Raw genomic sequence first — 21,480 nt, forward strand, 5'->3', positions numbered from 1 at the left:
CATGTATGCGCGCATCTTCGGATTGGCGGCTGTTGCCGCTTGCCTTGCCATGCCTGTCTCCGCCGCTGTGGACCTCGGCGACGCCGCCGGCAGCTACACGGTCAACCGGGCCAGATCCAGCATTCGCTTCTCCATCGGCAAGGTCGGTGGCGGCGGCCTCGACGGCGCCTTTGGCCGCTTCAAGGGCTCCATCCGCATCGACAACAGCGATGTCGGCCGTTCCGCGGTCAACTTCACCATCTATCCCGAAAGCGTCGGCACCGGCCAGGGCCGCATCGACGCCTTCCTGCGCTCCGATGCGGTGTTCGACGTGGCCAACAGCCCCGAAATCCAGTTCCGCTCGACCAGCGTAACCCGAACCAGCGACACCACGGCGCTGGTCAGCGGCCGGCTGACGGCGCGCGGCAAGACGTTTGCGGAAAAGTTCACTGCCGAGCTCGGCGGGCTGAAGGGCGGCGTCATCAAATTCCACGTCACCGGCAAGGTGCTGCGCTCCCGCTACGGCATGGATGTCGGCACGCCGATCTATTCGAATATTGTCGATTTCGACATGACGCTGACGGGCAAGCGAGGCTAGCAGGACCAGCGATCCGCATTGGCTTTTCCCGCAATTTCGGGCAAACCTCCTCGCCTGTAAATCGATAGGAGAAGCCTGATGTTCCGATGGGGTGTTTTGTCGACGGCCAAGATCGGCCGCGAGCAATTGTTGCCGGCAATCGTCGAGGCCGAGAATGGCGTTTTGTCCGCGATCGCCAGCCGCGACCTGTCGAAGGCCGAGGCCCTGGGCGAGCGGTTCGGCGCCCAGCATGCCTTTGGCTCCTATGAGGAGCTGCTGGCTTCGAAAGACGTCGACGGCGTCTACATCCCGCTGCCGACATCGCAGCATGTCGAATGGACGGCCAAGGCCATCGAAGCGGGAAAACATGTGCTGGTGGAGAAGCCGCTGGCGCTCGACGCCAAGGACATCGCGCCGCTGATCAAGCTGCGCGACCAGAAGAAGGTGCTGGCCTGCGAGGCCTTCATGGTCATCTACCACCCGCAATGGATCAAGGTGCGCGATCTCATCGCCTATGGCGCCATCGGCCGGCTGCGCCATGTGCAGGGCGCCTTCTCCTATTACAATGTCGATCCCACCAACATGCGCAACCAGCTCGATCTGGGCGGCGGCGCGCTGCCTGATATCGGCGTCTATCCGACGGTGTCGACGCGGTTTTCAACCGGCAAGGAGCCGCTCCGCGTGCAGGCGACGATCGAGCGCGACAAAAAATTCGGCACCGACATCTACTCCTCGATCCGCGCCGATTTCGGCGACTTCGAACTGTCCTTCTACCTCTCGACGCAGATGGCAGCGCGGCAGGTGATGGTGTTTCACGGCGAGAAGGGTTTCATCGAGGTGTTCTCGCCGTTCAATGCCGGGCTCTACGACCATCACCGCATCGAACTGCACAACCAGAACCATACGGAGGCGCAGGTGTTCCGCTTTCCCGGCACCCAGCAATACCGGCGCGAGGTCGAGACGTTTGCCAGGGCGGCACAGGGTGGCAAGGAGCGTGTCTTCACGCTGGAGGAGTCCGTGCTCAACCAGAAGGTCATCGACGCCATCTTCCGCGCCGGCGGCAAGGAAGGCTGGGAGGCCGTCTGATACAGCAATCTTAGCCGGTAATTTCATGGGAGAAGGGCGTCCGCATTGTGCATGCGGACGCCCTTTCCTATTGAACTGACGATCTCACGCGCCTCTGAGCGTCAGGTGCAAGGTCTCGGCGAAGCGGTCGGGATAGGGCGCAAAGCCCATGTGGTCGCCGGGGAAGGCGGCGCGCTTGCTGCCGAGCCTGTCGGCCAGCGCCTTGCCCATGCCGTCGATCGGCTGGCCGACGGACTCTTCGCCGATGCCGACCACGACCGGGCGGCCGCGCAGCGCCTCGATATCGGGACGATAGAGCGACAGCGGCATGACGCCATGCGCCAGCCAGTATTCGAAATTGCCGCTGACCCTGGCAAAGGTCTCGCCCTCCTCGGGCGACGGTTCGAACGAAGGCGGTCCGTCCTGCGGCCCGGCTTCATCCTGACCCGGCCCTTCCGACAGGCTGTTCTCGCTGAAGAATTTCTGCATCGCCGCCTCGACACCCTGGCTGCGATAGGTGTCGTGCAGGTCGCGCATGCCGGCCAGTGACGGCGACGGGTCGTCGAGCAGCATCATGCTGGGCGGCTCATGCGCCACCAGTGCACGAACCCGGCCGGGATGGCGGGCGGCGAGGTTGAGCCCGATCTGGGCGCCGCCGCTGGTGCCGAACACATAGGCCGGTCCGGCGCCAAGCGCCTCGATCAATCGCGCGGCATCGTCGCCATGGACATCGAGGTCCTGCTCTTGCGGCTCTCCGTCGAAGGTGCTGCGCGAATTGCCGCGCGGATCATAGGCGACCACCGTGTAGCGGTCGGCGAGGTGGCCCGCGACATCGGCGAAGACGCCGGCGTCCTGCGGTCCGCCGGGGATTATCAACAGTACGGGGCCGGAACCGCGCATCTCATAATAGAGGCTGGCGCCCGGTACTTTCAGCGTCGACGTTTGGGGGGTCATGTCCATCTCTCCTGTTGTTCTCATGTCAAAGTTCGGCTTTGCGCCGGGTCCGATCATTTGCTGGCGACAACCATGCGGTTGCCCTCGCTGTCGCGGAATTCGGCGACCGTGCGGCCCGGCTGCCAAGTCGCTTCCTGCGGCTCGGTGATGATTTCGACGCCGCGCGCCTTCAGGCCCGCGACCGTTGCCTCGACATCGCCATCAACGAGCACCAGCACGGGCTCAGTGCCCGGCGTGTCATCGGGGCGTTTGACGAAATGCAAATTGGTGACGGCGCCGGGAAATGTCAGCTCGATCCAGCGCCAGCCGCTGTCGCCCATCAGCTGGTCCGCCGACACCTGGCAAGCAAGATGGCCGGTGTAGAAGGCCTTGGCGCGGTCCTGGTCGAACACCGGCAATTCGGCAAACTGGATGTGCATGATGGGTCTCTCCTGCTCCTCGATGGCTGCCGCGCAGCCGTCCACGGGAAAGACGATCCGGACGATCGAAAAGATTCGCCGGGCGACGAATCTTTTCGAGGCCGCGAAACGTCTTCTCTGTGCAGAGTTGAAAAACAGGAGACGACAATGGGCTACAATCTCATCCGCTACGGCGTGAAGGACGAAAGCATCGCCGAGAACCGTATGCTGGTTGCACAGGTGTTCGAGGCACTCGACGACACGAAGCCGCAATCCGTGCGCTACCTCGTCCTGGAACTGGAGAATGGCGAGTTCATCCATCTTGTCAGCCAGGATGGCGACGGCCTGACGGGGCTCGCGGCCTTCAAGGCCTTCAGCGCCGATCATGCCGGGCGCCGCTCGACGCCGCTTGCCAGATCGCCGGCAAAGATCGTCGGCAATTATCGTATGCTGGCCGGCGAGGTCGTGCCGGCTTGAATGCAAAGACCGGCATTTTGGGAACGGACAGGATGAACACAGCAAAACTCGACCGCGTTGCCCTGGAGGCGATGCTCGGCGCCTTGCGACCGAAGCTGCACCGCTACTGCGCCCGCATGGCCGGCTCGGTGATCGATGGCGAGGACATCGTCCAGGAGACACTGATCAAGGCACTGCAGGCCATCGACGGCGACGCCACCGTTGGGCGTCCGGAGCAATGGCTGTTCCGCATAGCCCACAATGCCGCGCAGGATCATCTGCGCCGGCGCCAGCGGGAGCAGGCGCGCATGAGCGAGACCGACATGACGACGATCGAAGACCCCTCCGCAAGCGCCGATGCGAGGCTCGCCACCGCCGCCAGCCTGCGAAGCTTCATGCAGCTGGCAACAGTGCAGCGCAGCGCCGTGATCCTTGTCGACGTGCTTGGCCTCAGCCTGCACGAAACCTGCGAAGTGTCCGGCGCGACGCTGGCCGCGACCAAGGCAGCGCTGCATCGCGGGCGGTCGCAGCTGCGCCTGCTGGCGTCACAGGACGAGCAGGCGCCTGCCCCAAAGCTCGACGCCGACGACGAGCGGCGCCTGCGCCGCTATGTCGACCTGTTCAACGCGCGCGACTTCGACGCCGTGCGCGCGTTGATCGCCGAGGATATCCAGCTTGAAGTCGTCAACCGCACCCGCATGCGCGGCAAGGCGCAGGTTTCCAACTATTTCGGCAATTACGACCGTGTCCAGGACTGGGCGCTGTCGCTCGGCTTCGTCGACCGCAGGCCGGCCATCCTGATCCGCAACCCGCAAACGGGAGATGACGCCGTGCGCGGCTTCATGCTGGTCGACTGGCAGGATGGAAAGGTCAGCCATATCCGCGATTTCCGCTACGCGCCCTATTGCCTTGCCGATGCGGACATCCGCTTCATCGACGAGTAAGCATCGGCCAGAGAGCGCGGACTTCGCGCCTCAGGCGAAGCTTTGCAAATTGGCGTCCTGCAGCTTGGAGCCGGCGAGCAAGGCCTCGAGCACCTGCTTCTTGAGCGACAGGCACTGCGAGCGGGCAAGCTTTGCGATGGCCGAGACTTCGGCCAGCTCGCAGGCAAGCACCAACTCCTTCTGCTGGCCGATGATCGCTTGCGTGAAGTCGCGCGATTTGAAGCCGAGATGGAGGACACGCTCCGACTGGTCGAGCGTTTGGTCGAGCAGGCGAACCAGCCGCAGATTGCCGGAGAGTTCAGCCAGGGCCAGGCGAAAGGCGCGGTCGGCCGCCAGAAAGGCGACATGGCTGCGCAGCGTCTCCGGCTTCAGCACCTTCTGCGCCGCCAGCCTGATGTCGTCGAGCCCGCGTTCGGTGAGGTTTGCCGCGGCCACCCGGAACACTTCCGGTTCGATCAGGCTGCGGAGGTCGAAGATCTCGTTGACGTCGCGCAGGCTAAGCGGTGCGATGACATAGCCGCGGCGCGGCTCGCTCTTGATCAGCCCTTCCTGCGTCAGGCGGGCCAAAGCCGAGCGGATCGTCGCCTTCCTGATCTGGTAGCGGTCGCCGATCTGCTTTTCGGTCAGGCTTTCGCCGGGTTGCAGGACGCAGGCGACGATGTCGCTCTTCAGCTGCTCATAAGCTTCCTCGCTGCGCAATATGTCGGCGGTCGACGGCGCCTTGACGGCGGACGGTGACACTGATTTCGGAGGAGCCATATCTGCCTGCCCGTTTGGTCTGCCCGTTTGGTCTGCCCGCGTGGTCTGCCCGCGTAGTCTGCTTGCCCGTTCGACCATCCGGTTGACGGGTCTGCCGGCATTCGCTAGCCTGAGCATCTCAGTTGTATTGGTTGAGCTTCCCAATGGAGATGACGACAAATGCCTCTTGCCGCCAACTCGCCTCTTTACGCCGTAACCTCCGATATCGTCAACGCAGCCAAAGGTGCTCATGCCTTCGAACGGGTCAAGGCGGTGCTGCGCGAACACACCGACCGCTTCCATGCATCAGGCGTGCTCGCGCATGAGGAAGACGACGATGAGGTGCTGCTGCATGCCAGCCCTGACTTGACCATCTACCACATCACGCTGTCGCCCGGCCTGCAGTACCCGCCGCACAACCATCTGATGGATGCGCTGATCGGCATCTACAAGGGCAGCGAGACCAACTTCATCTATCCCGTCGACGGCAGCGAGATCGATGCGCCGGAACGCCACGACGTCGCGGCGCCCGCGGTGGTGCACATGACCCCTGATACTGTGCACGCGGTCGCCAACACCGGCAACGCCCGCTCAGGCGCCCTGCATGTCTATCTCGGCAATCTTACCGAGACCCACCGCCACATGTGGAGCCCGGACAGCACCCACGCCGAGCCGTTTGACAATGAGCGGTATCTGGCTGGGGCGAGGCCTATTGGGCCCTGATCCGGGAAAGCGGAATAACGGTCGCCGCATACCGGCCCATTTCAAGAACACCGCAGCGCGTTGATTAGCGCAGTTAGTGCGGCAGGCTGATGCTGGCGACTGGGGTAATACATGAAGAAGCCTAGAATAGGCGGGGTCCAGTTCTCCAGCACTCGAATGAGGCGGTGCTCGGCAACGTGTTCCGCGACCTGCTCTTCATATGTGAGCCCAAGACCGGCTAGCGGATCGCAGGAAATCACAGTTTCGGCGGAAATGGCGCGCCCGAAGAGATTCGAACTCCTGACCCCCAGATTCGTAGTCTGGTGCTCTATCCAGCTGAGCTACGGGCGCGCAACAGGCCATGCTTTACATAGCCCCGCTAACCGATCCTGACGACCGGCCGCGACAAGACGTGTTCCCTAGCGACTGAATTTCCGAAAAGCAAGCCAATCCGGCAAAAGTTTTGTCGCAGCTGCTTTCGACGGTGTCGATCAAGGTGTGCTGAGATTCAGCTAAAGTCCGGCTTCGGCTGAATATCAATACTGCTCAGGCCGGGCGGCGCAGGCCGTTGCGGGCCTGGTCGAGGCGGACCGGCTGGTCGGGGATGGTGACGGCGAAGGTGGTGCGTCCGCCGATCGATTCGACCAGCTCCACCGTGCCGCCATGGGCGCGGATCAGTTCATGCGCGATGGCCAGGCCAAGGCCGGTGCCGCCGCTGCGGGCCGAGCCGCGAAACGCCGCGAACAGGTTTTCTCGCGCCTTCGCCGGCAGGCCGGGACCGGTGTCGGTGACAATGATGCGGCTTACGCTGCCTATGCGCTCGGCCGATACGGCGAGCCGGCGCACCAGCGCGCTCTCGGCGTCGGCCGCCATCGCCTGGACCGCGTTGCGACACAGATTGGTGAGCACGCGAAACAGCTGGTCGGAATCGGCATCGACCTCGAAGGCGAGCTCGACGGCATTGACGAATTCGATGCCGTCCTCGATGTCGAGCAGGCCGTGGACGTCGTCGACCAGCTGGCGCAGCCGCAAGCGGCGGCGTGAGGGCGCCGGCTCCTGCGTGCGGCCATAGTGGAGCACGCCTTCGGAATAGGAGACGGCGCGGTCGAGCGCGCGCAACAGCTTTGGCGCGAAGGCCTGCACGGTCGGGTCCTTGACCAGGCGCAGGCGGTCCGACATCAGCTGCGCCGAGGCCAGGATGTTGCGCATGTCGTGGTTGATCTTGGAGACGGCGAGGCCAAGGTCGGCAAGGTGCTTCTGCTCCGACAGCATCTTTTGCAGCCGTTCCTGCATCTGCGACAGTTCGCGCTCGGCAACGCCGATCTCGTCGGCACGGGCGGCCGGGTGGATGATGCGCCCTGGATCGTCGGGCGCCTCGGAAAAGGACAGCATCGAGCGCGTCATGGTGCGGATCGGGCCGATCATGATCAGGTCGATCGCGGCATAGACCAGCATTGCGGTGAACAGCGAGATCAGCAGCGAGACGAAGGCGACGTTGCGCGAATAGCGCAGCATGGCGTTGCGCAGGGAATAGTCGGGCATGATCAGCTCGAATTCCTTGTCGCTGTCGCCGACGGGGCCGAACACCCGCAGCATGCGCTTGCCGCCGAAGAACAGCGTATCCAGCGCCCCGGTCATGCCCTTGATCATGCCGACATTGGCGATGTCGATATGCTCGTCGACCTGCGGCGGCATCTCGGCCACCACCAGCAGGCGCGATACGCCGCCGTCGCGCACCGCGATCGCCTTGGCGCCGATTGCCATCAGCACGTCGTTCTGGGCGGCGCGGGAGAGCGAATTGGGCTCGCCCTGCACCAGCACGATCGACACCGCGGCAGCGGTGCTTAGCCGCTCCTTCAGCCAGGCCAGGCGGTAGCTGGCGATCCAGGGCAGGAAAATGAGGACTTCGGCCAGGAGCACGAAGACAATGGTGAGCAAGAGCAGCTTGGTCGACAGGCCGCGCGCCAAGGGCACTGAACGATTGGGCACCGAACGGCTCGCAACCGGGCGAACGGTCGCCGGGCTGGCATCGGCTGTCGCCGGGCCGCTCCCTTCATCCGCTGATGCAACTTCGCTCATTAAGGCCTGTCTTCACAAACGCTTGATCGGTTGAGATTAGGCGATTGCGGCTTTTTTGCCAATTTCATCCTTCGTTGGACGATGGTACCAGCAATAAAGATAGCCTCGAACTGGGTGTTCGCGCCGCGACGAACGGGGTGTCGCGTCGTGACGAACTGGCAGTTCGCACTGCGACGAACTGGCGTTCGCGCCGGATTGACTCCCAAAACCCTTCTTTCTATAAGCCGCTCACGCTCGGGCCATTCGTCCCGGCGCGGTTTCGATCGCGCCAATGCCGGCCCGGCAAAGCTCCTGTTACACAGTGACAGAATCAAGAAGGGCCGCACCCCGCGGTATTAAAACAAATGAAGCGTACCTACCAACCGTCCAAACTCGTCCGCAAGCGCCGGCACGGTTTCCGTGCTCGCATGGCCACCAAGGGTGGTCGCGGCGTCGTCGCAGCTCGCCGCAACCGCGGCCGCAAGCGGCTCAGCGCCTGAACGGAAGACGAGATCGTTGCCCGCAACCGGCAAGCCAGTGGGACCAAACCCCAAGCGGCTTCTGAAACGTGCGGAATTCCTGGCCGTCCGCCGCGGTGAAAAGCGGCGCGGGCGGCTTTTTCTCGTCGAAGTTCTCGACCGCAATGACGGCCTGCCGCCGCGCGTCGGCTTCACCGTCACCAAGAAGGTCGGCAATGCGGTTGTCCGCAACCGCGTCAGGCGGCGGCTGAAAGAAGCCGTGCGCACCCATGCCGCAAGTGACATGGCGCCCGGCAATGACTATGTCATCGTCGGGCGTGAAGACGTGCTCACCATTCCGTTCGGCCAGTTGAAGGCCGAACTCTCCCGCCGTCTCAGCGGAACACGATAGGCCAAGGGCTTTCGATGGAAAACAACCGGAACTTCTACATCACCATCGTCTTGTCGGTGCTGATCCTCGGGCTGTGGCAATATTTCTATGTGCTGCCGCGCAGCGAACAGCAGCGCGAGGCGGCCCGCATCGAAGAGCAGCGGGCGGCGGAGCAGAAGAAGGCGGCCGAGGCCGCCAACCCCGGCGGCACGCCGGCGCCCGCAGCGCCCGGCGCCATTCCAAACGCGCCCGGCACCTATGTCACGACGCCGGAAGGCCGCGCGCAGGAAGTGGCCAAGACGGCCCGCGTCAACATCGACACGCCGAGCCTGTCGGGCTCGATCAACCTCACCGGCGCCCGCCTCGACGACCTAAAGCTCAAGCACTACACCGAGACGGTCGACAAGACATCGCCGCAGATCCAGCTGCTCAATCCGCAGGCGCTGCCCACCGGCTATTATGCCGAGATCGGCTTTGTCGGCAGTGACACGACCGGCACGGTGCCAGGCCCGGAAACGGTCTGGAGCGTCGACGGCAATGCGACTCTGACGCCGGCGACGCCAGTGACGCTGACCTTCACCAACGACAAGGGCCTGACCTTCAAGCGCACGATCTCCGTCGACGGCGACTACATGTTCACCGTTTCCGATGCGGTGCAGAATTCAGGCTCGGCCCCGGTCACGCTGTCCAATTACGGCCGGGTCATCCGTTTCGACAAGCCGGCCGTCGCCAGCTCCTATGTGCTGCATGAAGGGCTGATCGGCGTCACCGGCACGGAAGGCCTGCAGGAGCACAAATACGCCGACATCGAGAAGAACAAGCTCTATACGCCGAGCAAATCGACCGATGGCTGGCTTGGCATCACCGACAAATATTGGGCGGTTACCCTGGTGCCGACCGAGAAGCAGCCGTTCCAGCCGCACTATGCCTATTACGACAATGGCCGCCCGCGCTACCAGTCGGACTTCCTCACCGACCCGATCACCATTGCCGCCGGGCAGTCGGCGACGGTCGAGACCGAGATCTTCGCCGGCGCCAAGGAAGTCAACAAGATCAACGCCTACGCCCAGGACCGCCAGATCAGGCTGTTCGACCGGCTGATCGATTGGGGATGGTTCATCTGGATCACCAAGCCGATGTTCTACCTGATCGACACGCTGTACAAATTCTTCGGCAATTTCGGTCTGGCCATCCTTGCCACCACCGTCGTCGTCAAAACCCTCTTCTTCCCGCTCGCCAACAAATCCTATGCGTCGATGGCGAACATGAAGAAGGTGCAGCCCAAGATGCTCGAGATCCGCGAGAAATACGCGGACGACAAGATGAAGCAGCAACAGGCGATGATGGAGCTGTACAAGACCGAGAAGATCAATCCGCTCGCCGGCTGCTGGCCGGTGGCGCTGCAGATCCCGGTGTTCTTCTCGCTCTACAAGGTGCTCTACATCACCATCGAGATGCGGCACGCGCCGTTCTTCGGCTGGGTCCAGGATCTGGCCGCGCCCGATCCGACCTCGGTCTTCAACCTGTTCGGCCTGCTGCCCTTCGCGCCGCCGGCATTCCTGCCGCATATGGGCGCCTGGGCGGTGGTCATGGGCATCACCATGTTCCTGCAGATGCGCATGAACCCGACGCCGCCGGATCCGACGCAGGCGCAGATCTTCACCTGGATGCCGGTGATCTTCACCTTCATGATGGGCAGCTTCCCGGCCGGTCTCGTCATCTACTGGGCCTGGAACAACACGCTGTCGATCCTGCAGCAGGGCGTGATCATGAAGCGCCAGGGCGCCAAGATCGAATTGTGGGACAATCTGACGGCATTGTTCCGAAAGAAACCCTCGCCGGCTGAATAAACGGCGTGGCAATCAAAGCCCCGGCTCGTCCGGTGTTTTTTGTGGACGAGGCGCTCATCACGTTCCCGTGAGGCGCGAAACTTGCGGCGTGCAACCGGCGTGGCTGCTGCTTGTACCGCCAAGGCCGATCAACACCGATCAGCCCTAATCCGAAGACCGTTGTTTTTGATCCGTGACCCCGTCATGTCCATCGCGGGGATGCGGCGCGTGGAATGGGCATTCGCCTTTAAGTATTTGTTATCATTATCATTTTTTACGCTGCACCGAAACTTTCCCGCAATCGCCGCGTAACTCTTCCCGACAATCGAATCAACAATTGTCGCACCAGAAGGGTTCTCCAATGGCAAAGTCCATCCTCAAGGCATTATGCTTTTCCGCCGGCCTGGCTCTATCGGGCCTCGCAGCGACGACGGCCTATACGCTCGCCAATCCCGCCGTTGGCGGCGCTGCGATGCTGACCTCCAAGAACATCGTCGAGAACGCCCTCAACTCGCCGATTCACAAGACGCTGGTTGCCGCCGTCAAGGCCGCCGGCCTGGTCGACACGCTGGAAAGCGCGGGACCCTTCACGGTGTTTGCGCCGACCGATTCCGCCTTCAAGAAACTTCCGGCCGGCACCGTCGCCACGCTGGTGAAGCCCGAAAACAAGGACAAGCTGACCAAGATCCTGACCGCCCATGTCGTGGCCGGCAAGATCTCGGCCAAGGAGATGATGACCAAGGCCAAGGCGATGGGCGGCAAGTATGAGATGAAGACCGTTAGCGGCGACACGCTGATCGCCGAGGTCAAGGGCGGCTCGCTCTACATCGTCGACGAGTCCGGCGGCGCCGCCAAGGTGACGGTCGCCGACGTCAACCAGTCGAACGGCGTCATCCACGTCGTCAACAAGGTGCTGTTGCCGAAGTAACGGCTTTACGCAACGGGGAATGACGGCGGGCTGCGACGGGCTTTCTCGGTCTGCCTTCCCCACCTCACGAGGAGGTGCCATTCTTTTGAAGCCGTCTTCGACACCACCGGGGTCCTGCTTGTCCTTCGCAGGGCCCCGTTTTTTTGGGTTTCAGGGCGCCTTAGCCGACGGCGGCGGTCGACCTGATCGTGATCTGCCGCGGCACGAACTGAACATCGAAGCCCAGCAGGGCTCGCTCATCGGGCGATTGGTGCTATAGGGCGGATCACGCCATCTAGAATGGCGGCTTTAATTTGCGCCACTCTCGACGGATCTCGCCATGGACGGACCCAACCCAGACATCAAACACCCGATCCCGATGCACACCCGCGTCGGCTTCCTCAAGCCCCTGGTCACCGCACCGAATATCGAGATCGGCGAGTTCACCTACTATGACGATCCTGACGGACCGGACAAATTCGCCGAGCGATGCGTGCTGCATCATTATCCCTTCATCGGCGACAAGCTGATCATCGGCAAGTTCTGCGCCATCGCGGAGGGCGCGCGCTTCATCATGAACGGCGCCAACCATGCCATGTCCGGCTTTTCCACCTATCCGTTCAACATTTTCGGCCATGGCTGGGAGCAAGGCTTCGACCCGAAGACGTGGTCGCAGGAAGTGCGCGGCGACACGGTGGTCGGCAATGATGTATGGATCGGCATGGATGCGGTGATCATGCCCGGCGTGTCGGTCGGCAACGGCGCCATCGTGGCGGCGAAATCGGTGGTGACGCATGACGTGCCGGACTATGCGATCGTCGCCGGCAATGCGGCAAAGGTGGTGAAGATGCGTTTCGACGACAGGACGGTGCGGCGGTTGCTGGCTGTGGCGTGGTGGAATTGGCCGGTGGACAAGATCGGCCGCAACCTCAACGCCATCCGGGGCGCCGATATTTCGAGGCTGGAGGCAGCAATTTGAACGCGCTGGGCAACACCGTCATCGGCACCGACCTGTTCACCAAGGGGTGGATCTTCATCCGCGGCGTGCCGGCGATGAAGTTCCTGCCGCCGGAGGGGCCGCCTGAGATCGCCTTTGCCGGCCGCTCCAATGTCGGCAAGTCGTCGCTGATCAATGCGCTCGTCGGCCATAACGGGCTGGCGCGCACCTCCAACACGCCGGGGCGCACGCAGGAGCTCAACTATTTCGTGCCGGGCGGGTTTTCCGGCGAAGGCACCGACCTGCCGCCAATGGCGCTGGTCGACATGCCGGGCTACGGCTATGCCAGCGCGCCGAAGGAAAAGGTGGACGATTGGACCAAGCTGGTCTTCGACTATCTCAAGGGCCGCGTGACGCTGAAGCGGGTCTATGTGCTGATCGATTCCCGCCATGGCATCAAAGCCAAGGACGACGAAGTGCTGTCGCTGCTCGACAAGGCGGCGGTGTCCTACCAGATCGTGCTGACCAAGACCGACAAGATCAAGGCCGCCGGCGTGCCGCAGCTGATCGAAGAGACATTACTGAAGATCAAGAAGCGGCCGGCGGCGTTTCCGTTCGTGCTCGCCACGTCGTCGGAAAAGGGCGAGGGTCTGGACGAACTGCGCGCGGCGATCGTGCTGGCGGCCAATGGCGGTTAAAAGCAACTCCGGGAAAAGTGTGAAGCGGTTTTCCGTCCGGAGTTGCGAAAAAAGACCTTTGGCTAACTAGGCCTTTGCCTTGGACTTCGCCTCAAGCGCGATCATCTGATGGCTTTCTTCCTCGGCAAGCTTTTCGGTGCCGTAGGACTTCAGGAACAGGCTGACGCCCGACCGCACGATGTGGTCGATTTCATCCTGGCTCGGCGCCGTGGTGCGGTAGGCGAAGATGCACTGGCGAAACAGGCCGGCGAGGCACAGTTCGGTGAATTGATAGGCGGCAAGATCGACATCATCGATCTTGAGCAGGCCGCGTTCGATGGCTGCATTGAGGAACTTGACCACCTTGTCGTGGCCGCGTTTGGGGCCACGTTCGTAAAACCGCGCGCCCATGTCCGGTATCCTGTCGGAGGCGCCGATCACGGTGCGTTGCGCCTGGATGACCTTGGCCGAGGTGATCTTCATCGACAGCACCTTGCCGAATTTCACCAGCGTCTGGCGCAGATCGTCGGCGCGGTCGAGCATGTCGTACATGTTCTTGAAGATGGTGCCGCGCTCTTCCTCGATCAGCGCCTCGAACAGCTCTTCCTTGTTGGCGAAGTAGACATAGATCGTGCCCTTGGAGACGCCGGCCTCGCGGGTAATGTCGTTCATCGACGCCGCTTCGAAGCCCTTGTCGATGAACACGCGCCGCGCGCCCTCAATGATCTGGCTGCGCTTGACGGGATCCTGGCCCGCCGCCGGGCGGCCGCGACGCGCACTATCCAGCACATCGCACCGATCATTTTCGACGTCGGGTAACGTGTCGGCCATTAAAGTCACACCTCGCGAAATAATTCGAACCGAGCGGTTCGATTGCTCTTGATATGGGCCTGCTTTAGCGCTATGTCAACGTTCGCATCGAACCGAACGGTTCAGTATAACACATTTTCCTTATGTAGCTACGGTAGCGAGATATCATGTCCTCGAACACGCCAACCACCGCCGAAGTCCGCCCCTTTCCCAACGCCAAGGTCTCGCCGGTTATCGAAGCGCCGGAAGCGCCCATCAAGCCTGCCGCCGAAGTTTTGGCCGAGGTGCCGGCCAAGAAGAAGCGGTCGGCTCGCTCGTTCATGCTGCCGATCATCGGCCTCGCTCTGCTCAGCGCCGGCGCCTGGTATGGCTATAATTACTGGACCGACGGTCGGTTCCTGATCTCGACCGACGATGCCTATGTCCAGGCCGACATGTCGTTCGTCTCGCCGAAGATTTCCGGCTATGTCGATCAAGTCAAGGTCTCGGAGAACCAGCAGGTCAAGGCCGGCGATCCGCTGCTGACGATCGACGACGGCGACTACAGAATAGCCGTTGCCCAAGCGGAGGCGCAGATCGCCACGCTGGCCAAGACGCTCGACCGTATCGACGCGCAGACCAAGGCGGCGCACGCTTCGCTGCAACAGGCGCAGGCGCAGAAGGTCGCCGACCAGGCGGCAGCCGACAATGCCGCTCGTGCCCAGCAGCGCGCCGCGCAACTGGTCAAGACGCATGTCGGCACGCAGGCGCAACTGGACGACGCCCAGACCGCTCTCGACCAGGCCAATGCAGCCCTTGTCGGCGCCGACGCGCAGATTGCAGCCGCACAGGCCAATATCGGCGTGTTCGAAGCGCAGCGCGCCGAATCGGCCAGCACGCTGGCTTCGCTGCGGCTGAACCGCGACAAGGCCGCCCGCGATCTTTCCTTCACCGTGCTCAAGGCGCCTTATGACGGCGTCGTCGGCAACCGCTCGGTCGAGCAGGGCGACCTCGTCAGCCCCGGCCAGAAGCTCGCCGTCGTGGTGCCGCTGGACAAGCTCTACATCGTTGCCAACTTCAAGGAGACGCAGCTGGCCAAGCTGGTGCCCGGCGAGAAGGTGCGGGTCTCGGTGGACGCCACGGACGGCCATGATTTCGAAGGCACGGTGTCGTCGCTGGCGCCGGCTTCGGGTGCGGTGTTCTCGCTGCTGCCGCCGGAAAATGCCACCGGCAACTTCACCAAGGTGGTGCAGCGCATCCCGGTTCGCATCGACGTGCCGGCCGATGTGCTGAAGGCCGGCAGGCTGCGCGCCGGCCTGAGCGTCGTCGTCGCCGTCGACAGCCGCACGGCTCCGGCCGCGGCGAACTGAGCGGCCGCAAGGGGATAACGCCATGGCAACCGCAACCATAACAGCAGGAGCGGCCCCTGCCATGCCGGCGGTGCCGACGACCATCTCGACGCGCCGCCTCATCGCCTTCCTGGCGATGGTGTTCGGCATGTTCATGGCGATCCTCGACATCCAGATCGTCTCAGCCTCGCTGGCCGAGATCCAGGCCGGCCTCAGCGCCAGTTCCGATGAAATCCCATGGGTGCAGACCGCCTATCTGATCGCCGAAGTGGTGATGATCCCGCTGTCGGGCTTCCTCAGCCGGATGCTGTCGACGCGCGTGCTGTTTGCAGGCGCCGCGGCCGGCTTCACGGCGGCCAGCGCGCTGGCCGCGACCGCCACCAACATCGACCAGATGATCGTCTACCGCGCCATCCAGGGCTTTATCGGCGGCGGCATGATCCCGAGCGTTTTCGCCGCCGCCTTCACCATCTTCCCGCCGTCGCGCCGCGCCATGGTGTCGCCGATGATCGGCCTGGTGGCGACGCTGGCGCCGACCATCGGCCCGACCGTCGGCGGCTATATCAGCCATGCCATGTCGTGGCACTGGCTGTTCCTCATCAATGTCATTCCAGGCATTCTGGTGACGGTCACGACCTGGACCCTGATCGATTTCGACAAGCCCAATCTCGGCCTGTTCAGCAAGTTCGACTGGTGGGGCCTTGCCGGCATGGCGGCGTTTCTCGGCTGCATGGAATATGTGCTCGAGGAAGGTCCGAACCATGACTGGCTGCAGGAACAGGCCGTGTTCATCTGCGCCATCATCATGGTTGTCGGTGCGGCGCTGTTCTTCTGGCGTGCCTTCACCGCCGAGGAGCCGATCGTCGATCTCAGGGCCTTCACCAACGTCAATTTCGCCTTCGGTTCGCTGTTCTCCTTCGTCATCGGCATCGGCCTGTACGGTCTGACCTATCTCTACCCGGTGTTCCTCGGGCGCATCCGCGGCTACGATTCCATGATGATCGGCGAAGCCCTGTTCGTCAGCGGCCTGGCGATGTTCGTCACTGCGCCGATTTCCGGCATCCTGTCGAGCAAGATGGATTTGCGCATCATGATGATGATCGGGCTGTTCGGCTTCGCTGCCGGCACATGGTGGATGACGCATCTGACCGCCGACTGGGATTTCTGGGAATTGCTGATCCCGCAGATCCTGCGCGGCAGCTCGATGATGCTGTGCATGGTGCCGATCAACAACATTGCGCTCGGCACCTTGCCGCCGGACCGGCTGAAGAACGCGTCGGGCCTGTTCAACCTGACCCGCAACCTCGGCGGTGCGGTCGGCCTTGCCGTCATCAACACCGTGCTGATCGATCGCAGCGCCTTCCACTACGCCAGGCTGGCCGAGCATGTGGAATGGGGCAGTGCGGCGGCGCAGACCAAGCTGCAGAACATGACGCTCGACTTCCAGCAGACTCCCGGCCTCGACGCCACCAAGGCGGCGATCTCCAAACTGTCGGGCATGGTCCAGCAGCAGGCGTCGCTGCTGTCGTTCATGGACGTGTTCACCATGCTGACCGTGCTGTTCGCGACCATGGCGGTCTTCACCCTGGTCATCGCCAAGCCGGCGCCGCCCGCGGGCAGCGGTGGCGGAGGCCATTGAGCGCGCCGGACCCCCGCCTGGCGCCCTCATGTGTGACCCCGGAAATCACCCCCGATTTCCGGGGTCACGCTTAAGCATCGATCGTTATCAAGCTCCTTGGTCGAACACCCGGCGCGCTATGCTGCGGCAGGCGCCCCAAACCATTTGGTCAGCGAGTCGGTTAGCCCGGCTGCTTCAGGGCCGCCGACCCAGGCCACATAACCGTCAGGCCGGACCAGCACTGCGCATGGGGCTTCGACTGCCCCCAGCACCGGAAGCTCCCAGACGCCATCGTAGCTGGCGTCGACAGACCGAACCCGATCAGCCCACGGGCGGATGTCCAAAGCGCCGGGTTTTTCAAAGTTGAGCAGCAGCGGCCGGGCGTCGTGCAGCAGGGCAAAGACCCGCGCCGGCCCAGCAGCGGTGACGAGGTCGAGATCAGGCATGCGACGTCCCAGCAGCGGATGCCCTTCGCCAAGATCGTAGTGAATGTCCAGGCCGGACATCATCCCGGCAAAACGCTTGCGCGGCTCTTCCATGGCGAGCAGTTCGGCCATTGTATCGCGCAACGCTTTGGTACGCTCGTCTTCGCGACGGAGCGCGACTGACGCCATGGTGTTTTTCAATACGCGCGCGGCAACCGGGTGGCGTTCTGCCTGATAGGTGTCGAGCAGGCTTTCCGGCGCGGTATTTGTGACCACCTGGGCGAGCTTCCAGCCCAGATTGACCGCGTCGTGCACACCGGTCTGCAGACCCTGTCCGCCGTCCGGCGGATGGACATGCGCGGCGTCGCCGGCGAGCAGCACCCGCCCCTTGCGATATGAGGCTGCCTGCCGGGTCATGTCGGTGAAGCGGGCCAGCGATGTTGGATTGTGGACGCCGTAATCGGTGCCGTAGACGGCAATGAGCGCCTCGCTGAGCTCATGCAACGTGGGCACGCCGCCGGCCCCGACCTCGCGTTCGGTCACCAGCACCCGCACCGTACCGTCTTCCAGTCTGCTGAGGCCGTGAATTCCGATGGCATCGCGGTGGATACCCCATTGCGGCTCTTCCGTTACCTCGACCTCGGCGATCAAATTGCTGGTTGTCGGCTCGGAACCGGGGAACTCGATGCCCGCCGCCTTGCGCACGAGGCTTCTGCCGCCGTCGCAGCCGACAAGATAATCGGCACGAAGCGACCCGCCATCGCTCAGTGCGACATCGACGCCGCCGCCATCCTGCACGAAGCCTGTCACCTCGCGGCCACGGTAGACCGTGACGCCAAGTTCATCGACCCAGCAGGCAAGGATGCGCTCTATGTGCTTTTGCCGCAGCGCCAGCCCGTAATTGTGGCGGGTGGGGAAGTCGCTGATATCAAGCGAAACGCCGGCGAAGCCTGCGACCTGTGCGGTCTGGCCTTGCGACAGGAACCGATCGGCAATGCCGCGCTGGTCGAAGATCTCGATGGTGCGCGAATGCAGGCCGCCCGAGCGCGCGCCGGCGAGATCCTGGTTCTCGCGCCGCTCGACGATGGCGACATCGATGCCGTCCAGGGAAAGCTCGCCGGCCAGCATCAACCCGGTCGGGCCGCCGCCGGCGATCACCACGGAATGGGATATTCGCGGCCGGTCCGCATCAACACCGTCGGTCGATTTGGCGGTCGATTTGGGCTCGCCGTCGCGAGCCCGTGCTTTGGTTGGTTGCATAGATTCTGGCCCTCTCGTTAGGGCTGCGGAATCTACGCATAAAAAACCGTCTGCCAATTCTTGAAGTTGACTGTTTTCGCCCCATTTCAAGAGATAGGAGGCGGTCGTCACGCCGGCTCCAAATCCCCACCCCGCTAAAAGACGCCGAACGGTCAGGCAGTTGCCGGCTTGAAGCTGAGCGCAACGCCGTTGATGCAGTGGCGCAGGCCGGTCGGCGCCGGGCCATCGTCGAAGACATGGCCGAGATGACCGCCGCAGCGGCGGCAATGAACCTCGGTGCGGGTCATGCCCAGCGAACGGTCCTCGGTCTTGCCGACGGCGTTGGCAATCTCTTGCCAGAAGCTCGGCCAGCCGGTGCCGGAATCGAACTTGGTCTCCGAGGAATAGACCGGCAGGTCGCAGCCGGCGCAGGCGAAAATGCCCTTGCGGTGCTCGTTGAGCAGCGGGCTGGTGCCGGGATACTCGGTGCCTTCCTTGCGCAGCACGTTGAAGGCTTCATCCGACAGGATGGCGTGCCACTCGGCGTCGGTCTTGGTGACCTCGAAGGTTTCAGCAGCTCTGGCGGGTTGGGGTCCGCCCATGCGCAGCGTTGCCACCGCGCCGGCAAATGCGGCAACGGCGACGCCACTCAAAAGCAAGTCGCGACGGTTCATGACAGAAATCCTCCTGCGGGTTGTTTTGCCAGATTTGGCCGCCACTGGAAAATCAAAAGCCGGTGACGGTTGCCCTGCAAACGAACGCTCCACACCGGCTCCGCGCTTGTTGCGGACGGGATGGAGCGCTCGGTCGTTTGCTCGGCCCACGGGGGCGGGGCCGCGCAATCTGCAGGAGCTTACCGCCTGTTCGTCGGCGGCAGGGCTTTGTTACATCTTCGGCAGCAGGACCTTGTCGATGACGTGGATGACGCCGTTCGACTGCTCGACATCGGCGATCGTCACATTGGCGACATTGCCGTTCTCGTCGGTCACGGTGACCTTGCCGCCGTCAGCCTTGAGCGACAGCTCGCAGCCGCCGACCGTCTTGACCTTATGGGTGCCGCCATCGGCCTTGGCCATCGAGGCGACATCGGCGCCCATCGCTTTAGCGCCGATGACATGGCAGGTCAGGATCTTGGTGAGCTTGTCCTTGTTCTCGGGCTTGAGCAGCGTCTCGACCGTGCCAGCCGGAAGCGCGGCGAAGGCCTCATTGGTCGGCGCGAAGACGGTGAACGGGCCTGCGCCCTGCAGCGTCTCGACCAGGCCGGCAGCCTTGACGGCGGCGACCAGCGTGGTGTGGTCCTTCGAATTGACGGCGTTCTCGACGATGTTCTTGTTGGCGTACATGGCGGCGCCGCCAACCATCGGATTCTCGGCATAGGCGATTGTGGCGAGGGCGGAGACGGCAATGGTACCGGCGAGCAAAAGGGTGGCGATTCTACGCATAGTGTTCGAACTCCTCGGGGTTATTGTTTCCTCTTTCGGAACATGAGGAGATACGAAATAGAACTGCCTGAGTTTCCGCGCGCCGGGAAAAATTTCCTTTATTTTGTCGACGAATTAATCTCCGGAGATCGAACCTCTAATCTCCAGCAGCGTATCCAAAACGAAAACAGCGGAAGATGTACTTCCGCTGTCTTCATTGTGACGTCATGGTTTTACGATTTATCAGATGCCCTTCAGGTCGCCCGCGGCAACGACCGGTCCGGTCGGCTGTCCGGTCGTCGAACCGCCCGTCGGCTCGACGCTGACGGCAAGCACGGCGCCTTGCGCCAGCTTCTGCTGCACTGCCGGGGTAACCGGAATGTGCGTGACCTGGCCGGCGGGAATGACACCCATCGAGACCGGCGCATTCTTGCCTTCGATCATCCACAGTTCGAAGTCCTTGCCGGCGGCGCGTTCGCCCGAAACCAGCGACAGGCCGACATCGCGGCGGGAAGCGTCGTAGACGACGAGGTATTTGACATCGCTGCCTTCGGCAGCCAGCGAGGCGACGAGGCGCTCCTGCGGCACGACGACCGGCGACCTGACGTAAGGCACGGCGACATAGAGCACCAGGGCCGCGAGAGCCGCTGCGGTGAGGCCGCGCCAGAAGCTAAGGCTGGACCACAGGCTGCCGCTCGGGGCCGTCGTCGACGCCGCGGTGGAGGAGAACAGCCGGCGATCGATAGCCGGCTTGATGGTGGCCGGCGGCTCTACCTCAGCATAAGCGGCAGCCATCGGCGAGAGATTCACTTCCCAGGAATCGACGAGACGGGCAAAGCCGGTCTCCGCGTCGATGCGTCCGGAGGCTATCTGGCGCTCATCCGCCGGCAGCACGCCGAGAACGTATTCGGCTGCGAGCAGGTCGTCGCCTCCACGTTCCGGTCCATTTTCTTCTGCCAGGGTCATCTTTCCAGACATTCTCTAAGTTTCAACAGGCTGCGGCGCAGCCATGTCCGCATCGTGTTGAGCGGAACCTTGTGACGTTCCGCGAGCTCGGCGTAACTTTCGCCGTTCAAATAAGCACCCCGAACGGCTTGCGCCCGGTCTTGTTCCAACTCTTCAAGGCACTGATAGATGCGCTCGGATTCACCGCCCGCAACAACCATAGCCTCTGGCCCCGGACCGGGGTCAGCCACGTCGAGCGCGGCATCGATATCGGCAGCGGGCTTGCGTCGCGACCGGATGCGATCAATCGCATGATTGCGTGCTATGGCCACCAGCCAGGAGATTGGGCTTAGATCGGAAACAGCGAAACGGTCCGCCTTCGTCCACACTTTGACGAAGACCTCTTGCAGCGCTTCTTCCGCATCTCCGCGATCCTTCAATACACGAAGGCACACGCCGAAAAGTTTCGCACTGGTTTGCCGGTAAAGCAGATCGAACGCAGTCCGATCCTTCATCGAGGTCCGGACAATCAGGGTGGAGATATCCTGCGGCGTCATACGGACAAGCTAAGCGATCACGATTTATTTGCAAAGGCAGAAATCTTGTTGTCCACGCAAACGATGT

24 protein-coding genes and 1 tRNA gene are annotated in these 21,480 nt (G+C 62.9%); 13 read left to right on the top strand and 12 right to left on the bottom strand.

Going from position 1 to position 21,480, the window contains the following annotated elements:
• The first annotated feature begins 1 nt into the window (after position 1).
• Both NL532_RS02745 and NL532_RS02750 read left to right on the top strand, forming a co-directional pair.
• Positions 2 to 577 carry a YceI family protein gene (locus tag NL532_RS02745; RefSeq protein ID WP_023828834.1) on the top strand — a complete coding sequence of 192 codons (576 nt, stop codon included), beginning with the start codon at positions 2 to 4 and terminating at the stop codon, positions 575 to 577.
• A 78-nt stretch (positions 578 to 655) separates the two neighbouring features.
• On the top strand, positions 656 to 1,642 hold the full coding sequence (locus NL532_RS02750) for a Gfo/Idh/MocA family protein (RefSeq protein WP_023828835.1): 987 nt from the start codon (positions 656 to 658) through the stop codon (positions 1,640 to 1,642).
• An 84-nt stretch (positions 1,643 to 1,726) separates the two neighbouring features.
• On the opposite strand, the gene NL532_RS02755 is transcribed toward NL532_RS02750, so the two are convergent.
• Both NL532_RS02755 and NL532_RS02760 read right to left on the bottom strand, forming a co-directional pair.
• Entirely contained in the window at positions 1,727 to 2,575 is an 849-nt protein-coding gene (locus NL532_RS02755; protein WP_245260738.1) for an alpha/beta fold hydrolase, read from the bottom strand.
• Positions 2,576 to 2,628: 53 nt separating this feature from the next.
• Positions 2,629 to 2,994, bottom strand: a complete 366-nt coding sequence (locus tag NL532_RS02760; protein WP_023728831.1) for a VOC family protein — start codon at positions 2,992 to 2,994, stop codon at positions 2,629 to 2,631.
• A gap of 147 nt (positions 2,995 to 3,141) precedes the next feature.
• Here NL532_RS02760 and NL532_RS02765 point away from each other — a divergent pair, with 147 nt between their 5' ends.
• Together NL532_RS02765 and NL532_RS02770 are read left to right on the top strand one after the other, a co-directional pair.
• Positions 3,142 to 3,450, top strand: coding sequence for a hypothetical protein (locus NL532_RS02765; protein WP_023681378.1), 309 nt, complete (start codon positions 3,142 to 3,144; stop codon positions 3,448 to 3,450).
• A 32-nt stretch (positions 3,451 to 3,482) separates the two neighbouring features.
• Positions 3,483 to 4,373 carry a sigma-70 family RNA polymerase sigma factor gene (locus tag NL532_RS02770; protein ID WP_023672268.1) on the top strand — a complete coding sequence of 297 codons (891 nt, stop codon included), beginning with the start codon at positions 3,483 to 3,485 and terminating at the stop codon, positions 4,371 to 4,373.
• A 30-nt stretch (positions 4,374 to 4,403) separates the two neighbouring features.
• On the opposite strand, the gene NL532_RS02775 is transcribed toward NL532_RS02770, so the two are convergent.
• Positions 4,404 to 5,132, bottom strand: a complete 729-nt coding sequence (locus tag NL532_RS02775; RefSeq protein ID WP_031202946.1) for a GntR family transcriptional regulator — start codon at positions 5,130 to 5,132, stop codon at positions 4,404 to 4,406.
• A gap of 159 nt (positions 5,133 to 5,291) precedes the next feature.
• Here NL532_RS02775 and NL532_RS02780 point away from each other — a divergent pair, with 159 nt between their 5' ends.
• Positions 5,292 to 5,834 carry an autotransporter gene (locus tag NL532_RS02780; protein WP_023828836.1) on the top strand — a complete coding sequence of 181 codons (543 nt, stop codon included), beginning with the start codon at positions 5,292 to 5,294 and terminating at the stop codon, positions 5,832 to 5,834.
• Between the two features lie 41 nt (positions 5,835 to 5,875).
• Here the strand turns inward: NL532_RS02780 and NL532_RS32140 are convergent, their stop codons facing one another.
• From NL532_RS32140 to NL532_RS02790, 3 genes are all read right to left on the bottom strand, one after another.
• Positions 5,876 to 6,073, bottom strand: coding sequence for a LysR substrate-binding domain-containing protein (locus tag NL532_RS32140; protein ID WP_348524268.1), 198 nt, complete (start codon positions 6,071 to 6,073; stop codon positions 5,876 to 5,878).
• 14 nt (positions 6,074 to 6,087) lie between these two features.
• Positions 6,088 to 6,164, bottom strand: a tRNA-Arg gene (locus NL532_RS02785).
• 195 nt (positions 6,165 to 6,359) lie between these two features.
• On the bottom strand, positions 6,360 to 7,892 hold the full coding sequence (locus tag NL532_RS02790; protein ID WP_023672265.1) for an ATP-binding protein: 1,533 nt from the start codon (positions 7,890 to 7,892) through the stop codon (positions 6,360 to 6,362).
• A gap of 344 nt (positions 7,893 to 8,236) precedes the next feature.
• On the opposite strand from NL532_RS02790, the gene rpmH reads away from it, so the two are divergent.
• The 6 genes from rpmH (at position 8,237) to yihA (ending at position 13,091) form a co-directional block, all read left to right on the top strand.
• Positions 8,237 to 8,371: a 50S ribosomal protein L34 gene (rpmH, locus tag NL532_RS02795; RefSeq protein WP_008833937.1), complete on the top strand. Its 135-nt coding sequence runs from the start codon at positions 8,237 to 8,239 to the stop codon at positions 8,369 to 8,371.
• 16 nt (positions 8,372 to 8,387) lie between these two features.
• Entirely contained in the window at positions 8,388 to 8,741 is a 354-nt protein-coding gene (rnpA, locus tag NL532_RS02800; protein ID WP_023672264.1) for a ribonuclease P protein component, read from the top strand.
• A 14-nt stretch (positions 8,742 to 8,755) separates the two neighbouring features.
• On the top strand, positions 8,756 to 10,570 hold the full coding sequence (gene yidC / locus NL532_RS02805) for a membrane protein insertase YidC (protein ID WP_023828837.1): 1,815 nt from the start codon (positions 8,756 to 8,758) through the stop codon (positions 10,568 to 10,570).
• Positions 10,571 to 10,910: 340 nt separating this feature from the next.
• Complete coding sequence (locus NL532_RS02810; protein WP_023696020.1) at positions 10,911 to 11,477, top strand: fasciclin domain-containing protein; 567 nt, start codon at positions 10,911 to 10,913, stop codon at positions 11,475 to 11,477.
• 319 nt (positions 11,478 to 11,796) lie between these two features.
• Positions 11,797 to 12,435, top strand: a complete 639-nt coding sequence (locus NL532_RS02815; RefSeq protein ID WP_023744902.1) for a CatB-related O-acetyltransferase — start codon at positions 11,797 to 11,799, stop codon at positions 12,433 to 12,435.
• The gene (yihA, locus tag NL532_RS02820; protein ID WP_023673242.1) at positions 12,432 to 13,091 is read left to right on the top strand and encodes a ribosome biogenesis GTP-binding protein YihA/YsxC; all 660 of its coding nucleotides are present in this window, start codon (positions 12,432 to 12,434) and stop codon (positions 13,089 to 13,091) included. Before NL532_RS02815 ends, yihA begins: the two co-directional genes overlap by 4 nt.
• 66 nt (positions 13,092 to 13,157) lie before the next feature.
• On the opposite strand, the gene NL532_RS02825 is transcribed toward yihA, so the two are convergent.
• Positions 13,158 to 13,901 carry a TetR/AcrR family transcriptional regulator gene (locus NL532_RS02825; RefSeq protein ID WP_023673241.1) on the bottom strand — a complete coding sequence of 248 codons (744 nt, stop codon included), beginning with the start codon at positions 13,899 to 13,901 and terminating at the stop codon, positions 13,158 to 13,160.
• 146 nt (positions 13,902 to 14,047) lie between these two features.
• Here NL532_RS02825 and NL532_RS02830 point away from each other — a divergent pair, with 146 nt between their 5' ends.
• The gene (locus NL532_RS02830; RefSeq protein WP_023828838.1) at positions 14,048 to 15,229 is read left to right on the top strand and encodes an HlyD family secretion protein; all 1,182 of its coding nucleotides are present in this window, start codon (positions 14,048 to 14,050) and stop codon (positions 15,227 to 15,229) included.
• A gap of 22 nt (positions 15,230 to 15,251) precedes the next feature.
• The gene (locus NL532_RS02835) at positions 15,252 to 16,847 is read left to right on the top strand and encodes a DHA2 family efflux MFS transporter permease subunit (protein ID WP_023744900.1); all 1,596 of its coding nucleotides are present in this window, start codon (positions 15,252 to 15,254) and stop codon (positions 16,845 to 16,847) included.
• Between the two features lie 116 nt (positions 16,848 to 16,963).
• Here the strand turns inward: NL532_RS02835 and NL532_RS02840 are convergent, their stop codons facing one another.
• The 5 genes from NL532_RS02840 to NL532_RS02860 all read right to left on the bottom strand — a co-directional run bounded on the left by NL532_RS02840 (position 16,964) and on the right by NL532_RS02860 (position 21,413).
• The gene (locus tag NL532_RS02840) at positions 16,964 to 18,511 is read right to left on the bottom strand and encodes an FAD-dependent monooxygenase (RefSeq protein ID WP_081730954.1); all 1,548 of its coding nucleotides are present in this window, start codon (positions 18,509 to 18,511) and stop codon (positions 16,964 to 16,966) included.
• Positions 18,512 to 18,663: 152 nt separating this feature from the next.
• Positions 18,664 to 19,164 (bottom strand): peptide-methionine (R)-S-oxide reductase MsrB, encoded by a 501-nt coding sequence (msrB, locus tag NL532_RS02845; RefSeq protein ID WP_023819245.1) that lies wholly within the window; start codon positions 19,162 to 19,164, stop codon positions 18,664 to 18,666.
• 210 nt (positions 19,165 to 19,374) lie between these two features.
• Positions 19,375 to 19,932, bottom strand: a complete 558-nt coding sequence (locus NL532_RS02850) for a fasciclin domain-containing protein (RefSeq protein ID WP_023681353.1) — start codon at positions 19,930 to 19,932, stop codon at positions 19,375 to 19,377.
• Between the two features lie 222 nt (positions 19,933 to 20,154).
• Complete coding sequence (locus tag NL532_RS02855) at positions 20,155 to 20,877, bottom strand: anti-sigma factor (protein WP_023673235.1); 723 nt, start codon at positions 20,875 to 20,877, stop codon at positions 20,155 to 20,157.
• The gene (locus NL532_RS02860; RefSeq protein WP_023673234.1) at positions 20,874 to 21,413 is read right to left on the bottom strand and encodes a sigma-70 family RNA polymerase sigma factor; all 540 of its coding nucleotides are present in this window, start codon (positions 21,411 to 21,413) and stop codon (positions 20,874 to 20,876) included. Before NL532_RS02860 ends, NL532_RS02855 begins: the two co-directional genes overlap by 4 nt.
• Positions 21,414 to 21,480: the final 67 nt, after the last annotated feature.

Source organism: Mesorhizobium sp. C120A (assembly GCF_030323105.1).
GTDB lineage: Bacteria > Pseudomonadota > Alphaproteobacteria > Rhizobiales > Rhizobiaceae > Mesorhizobium.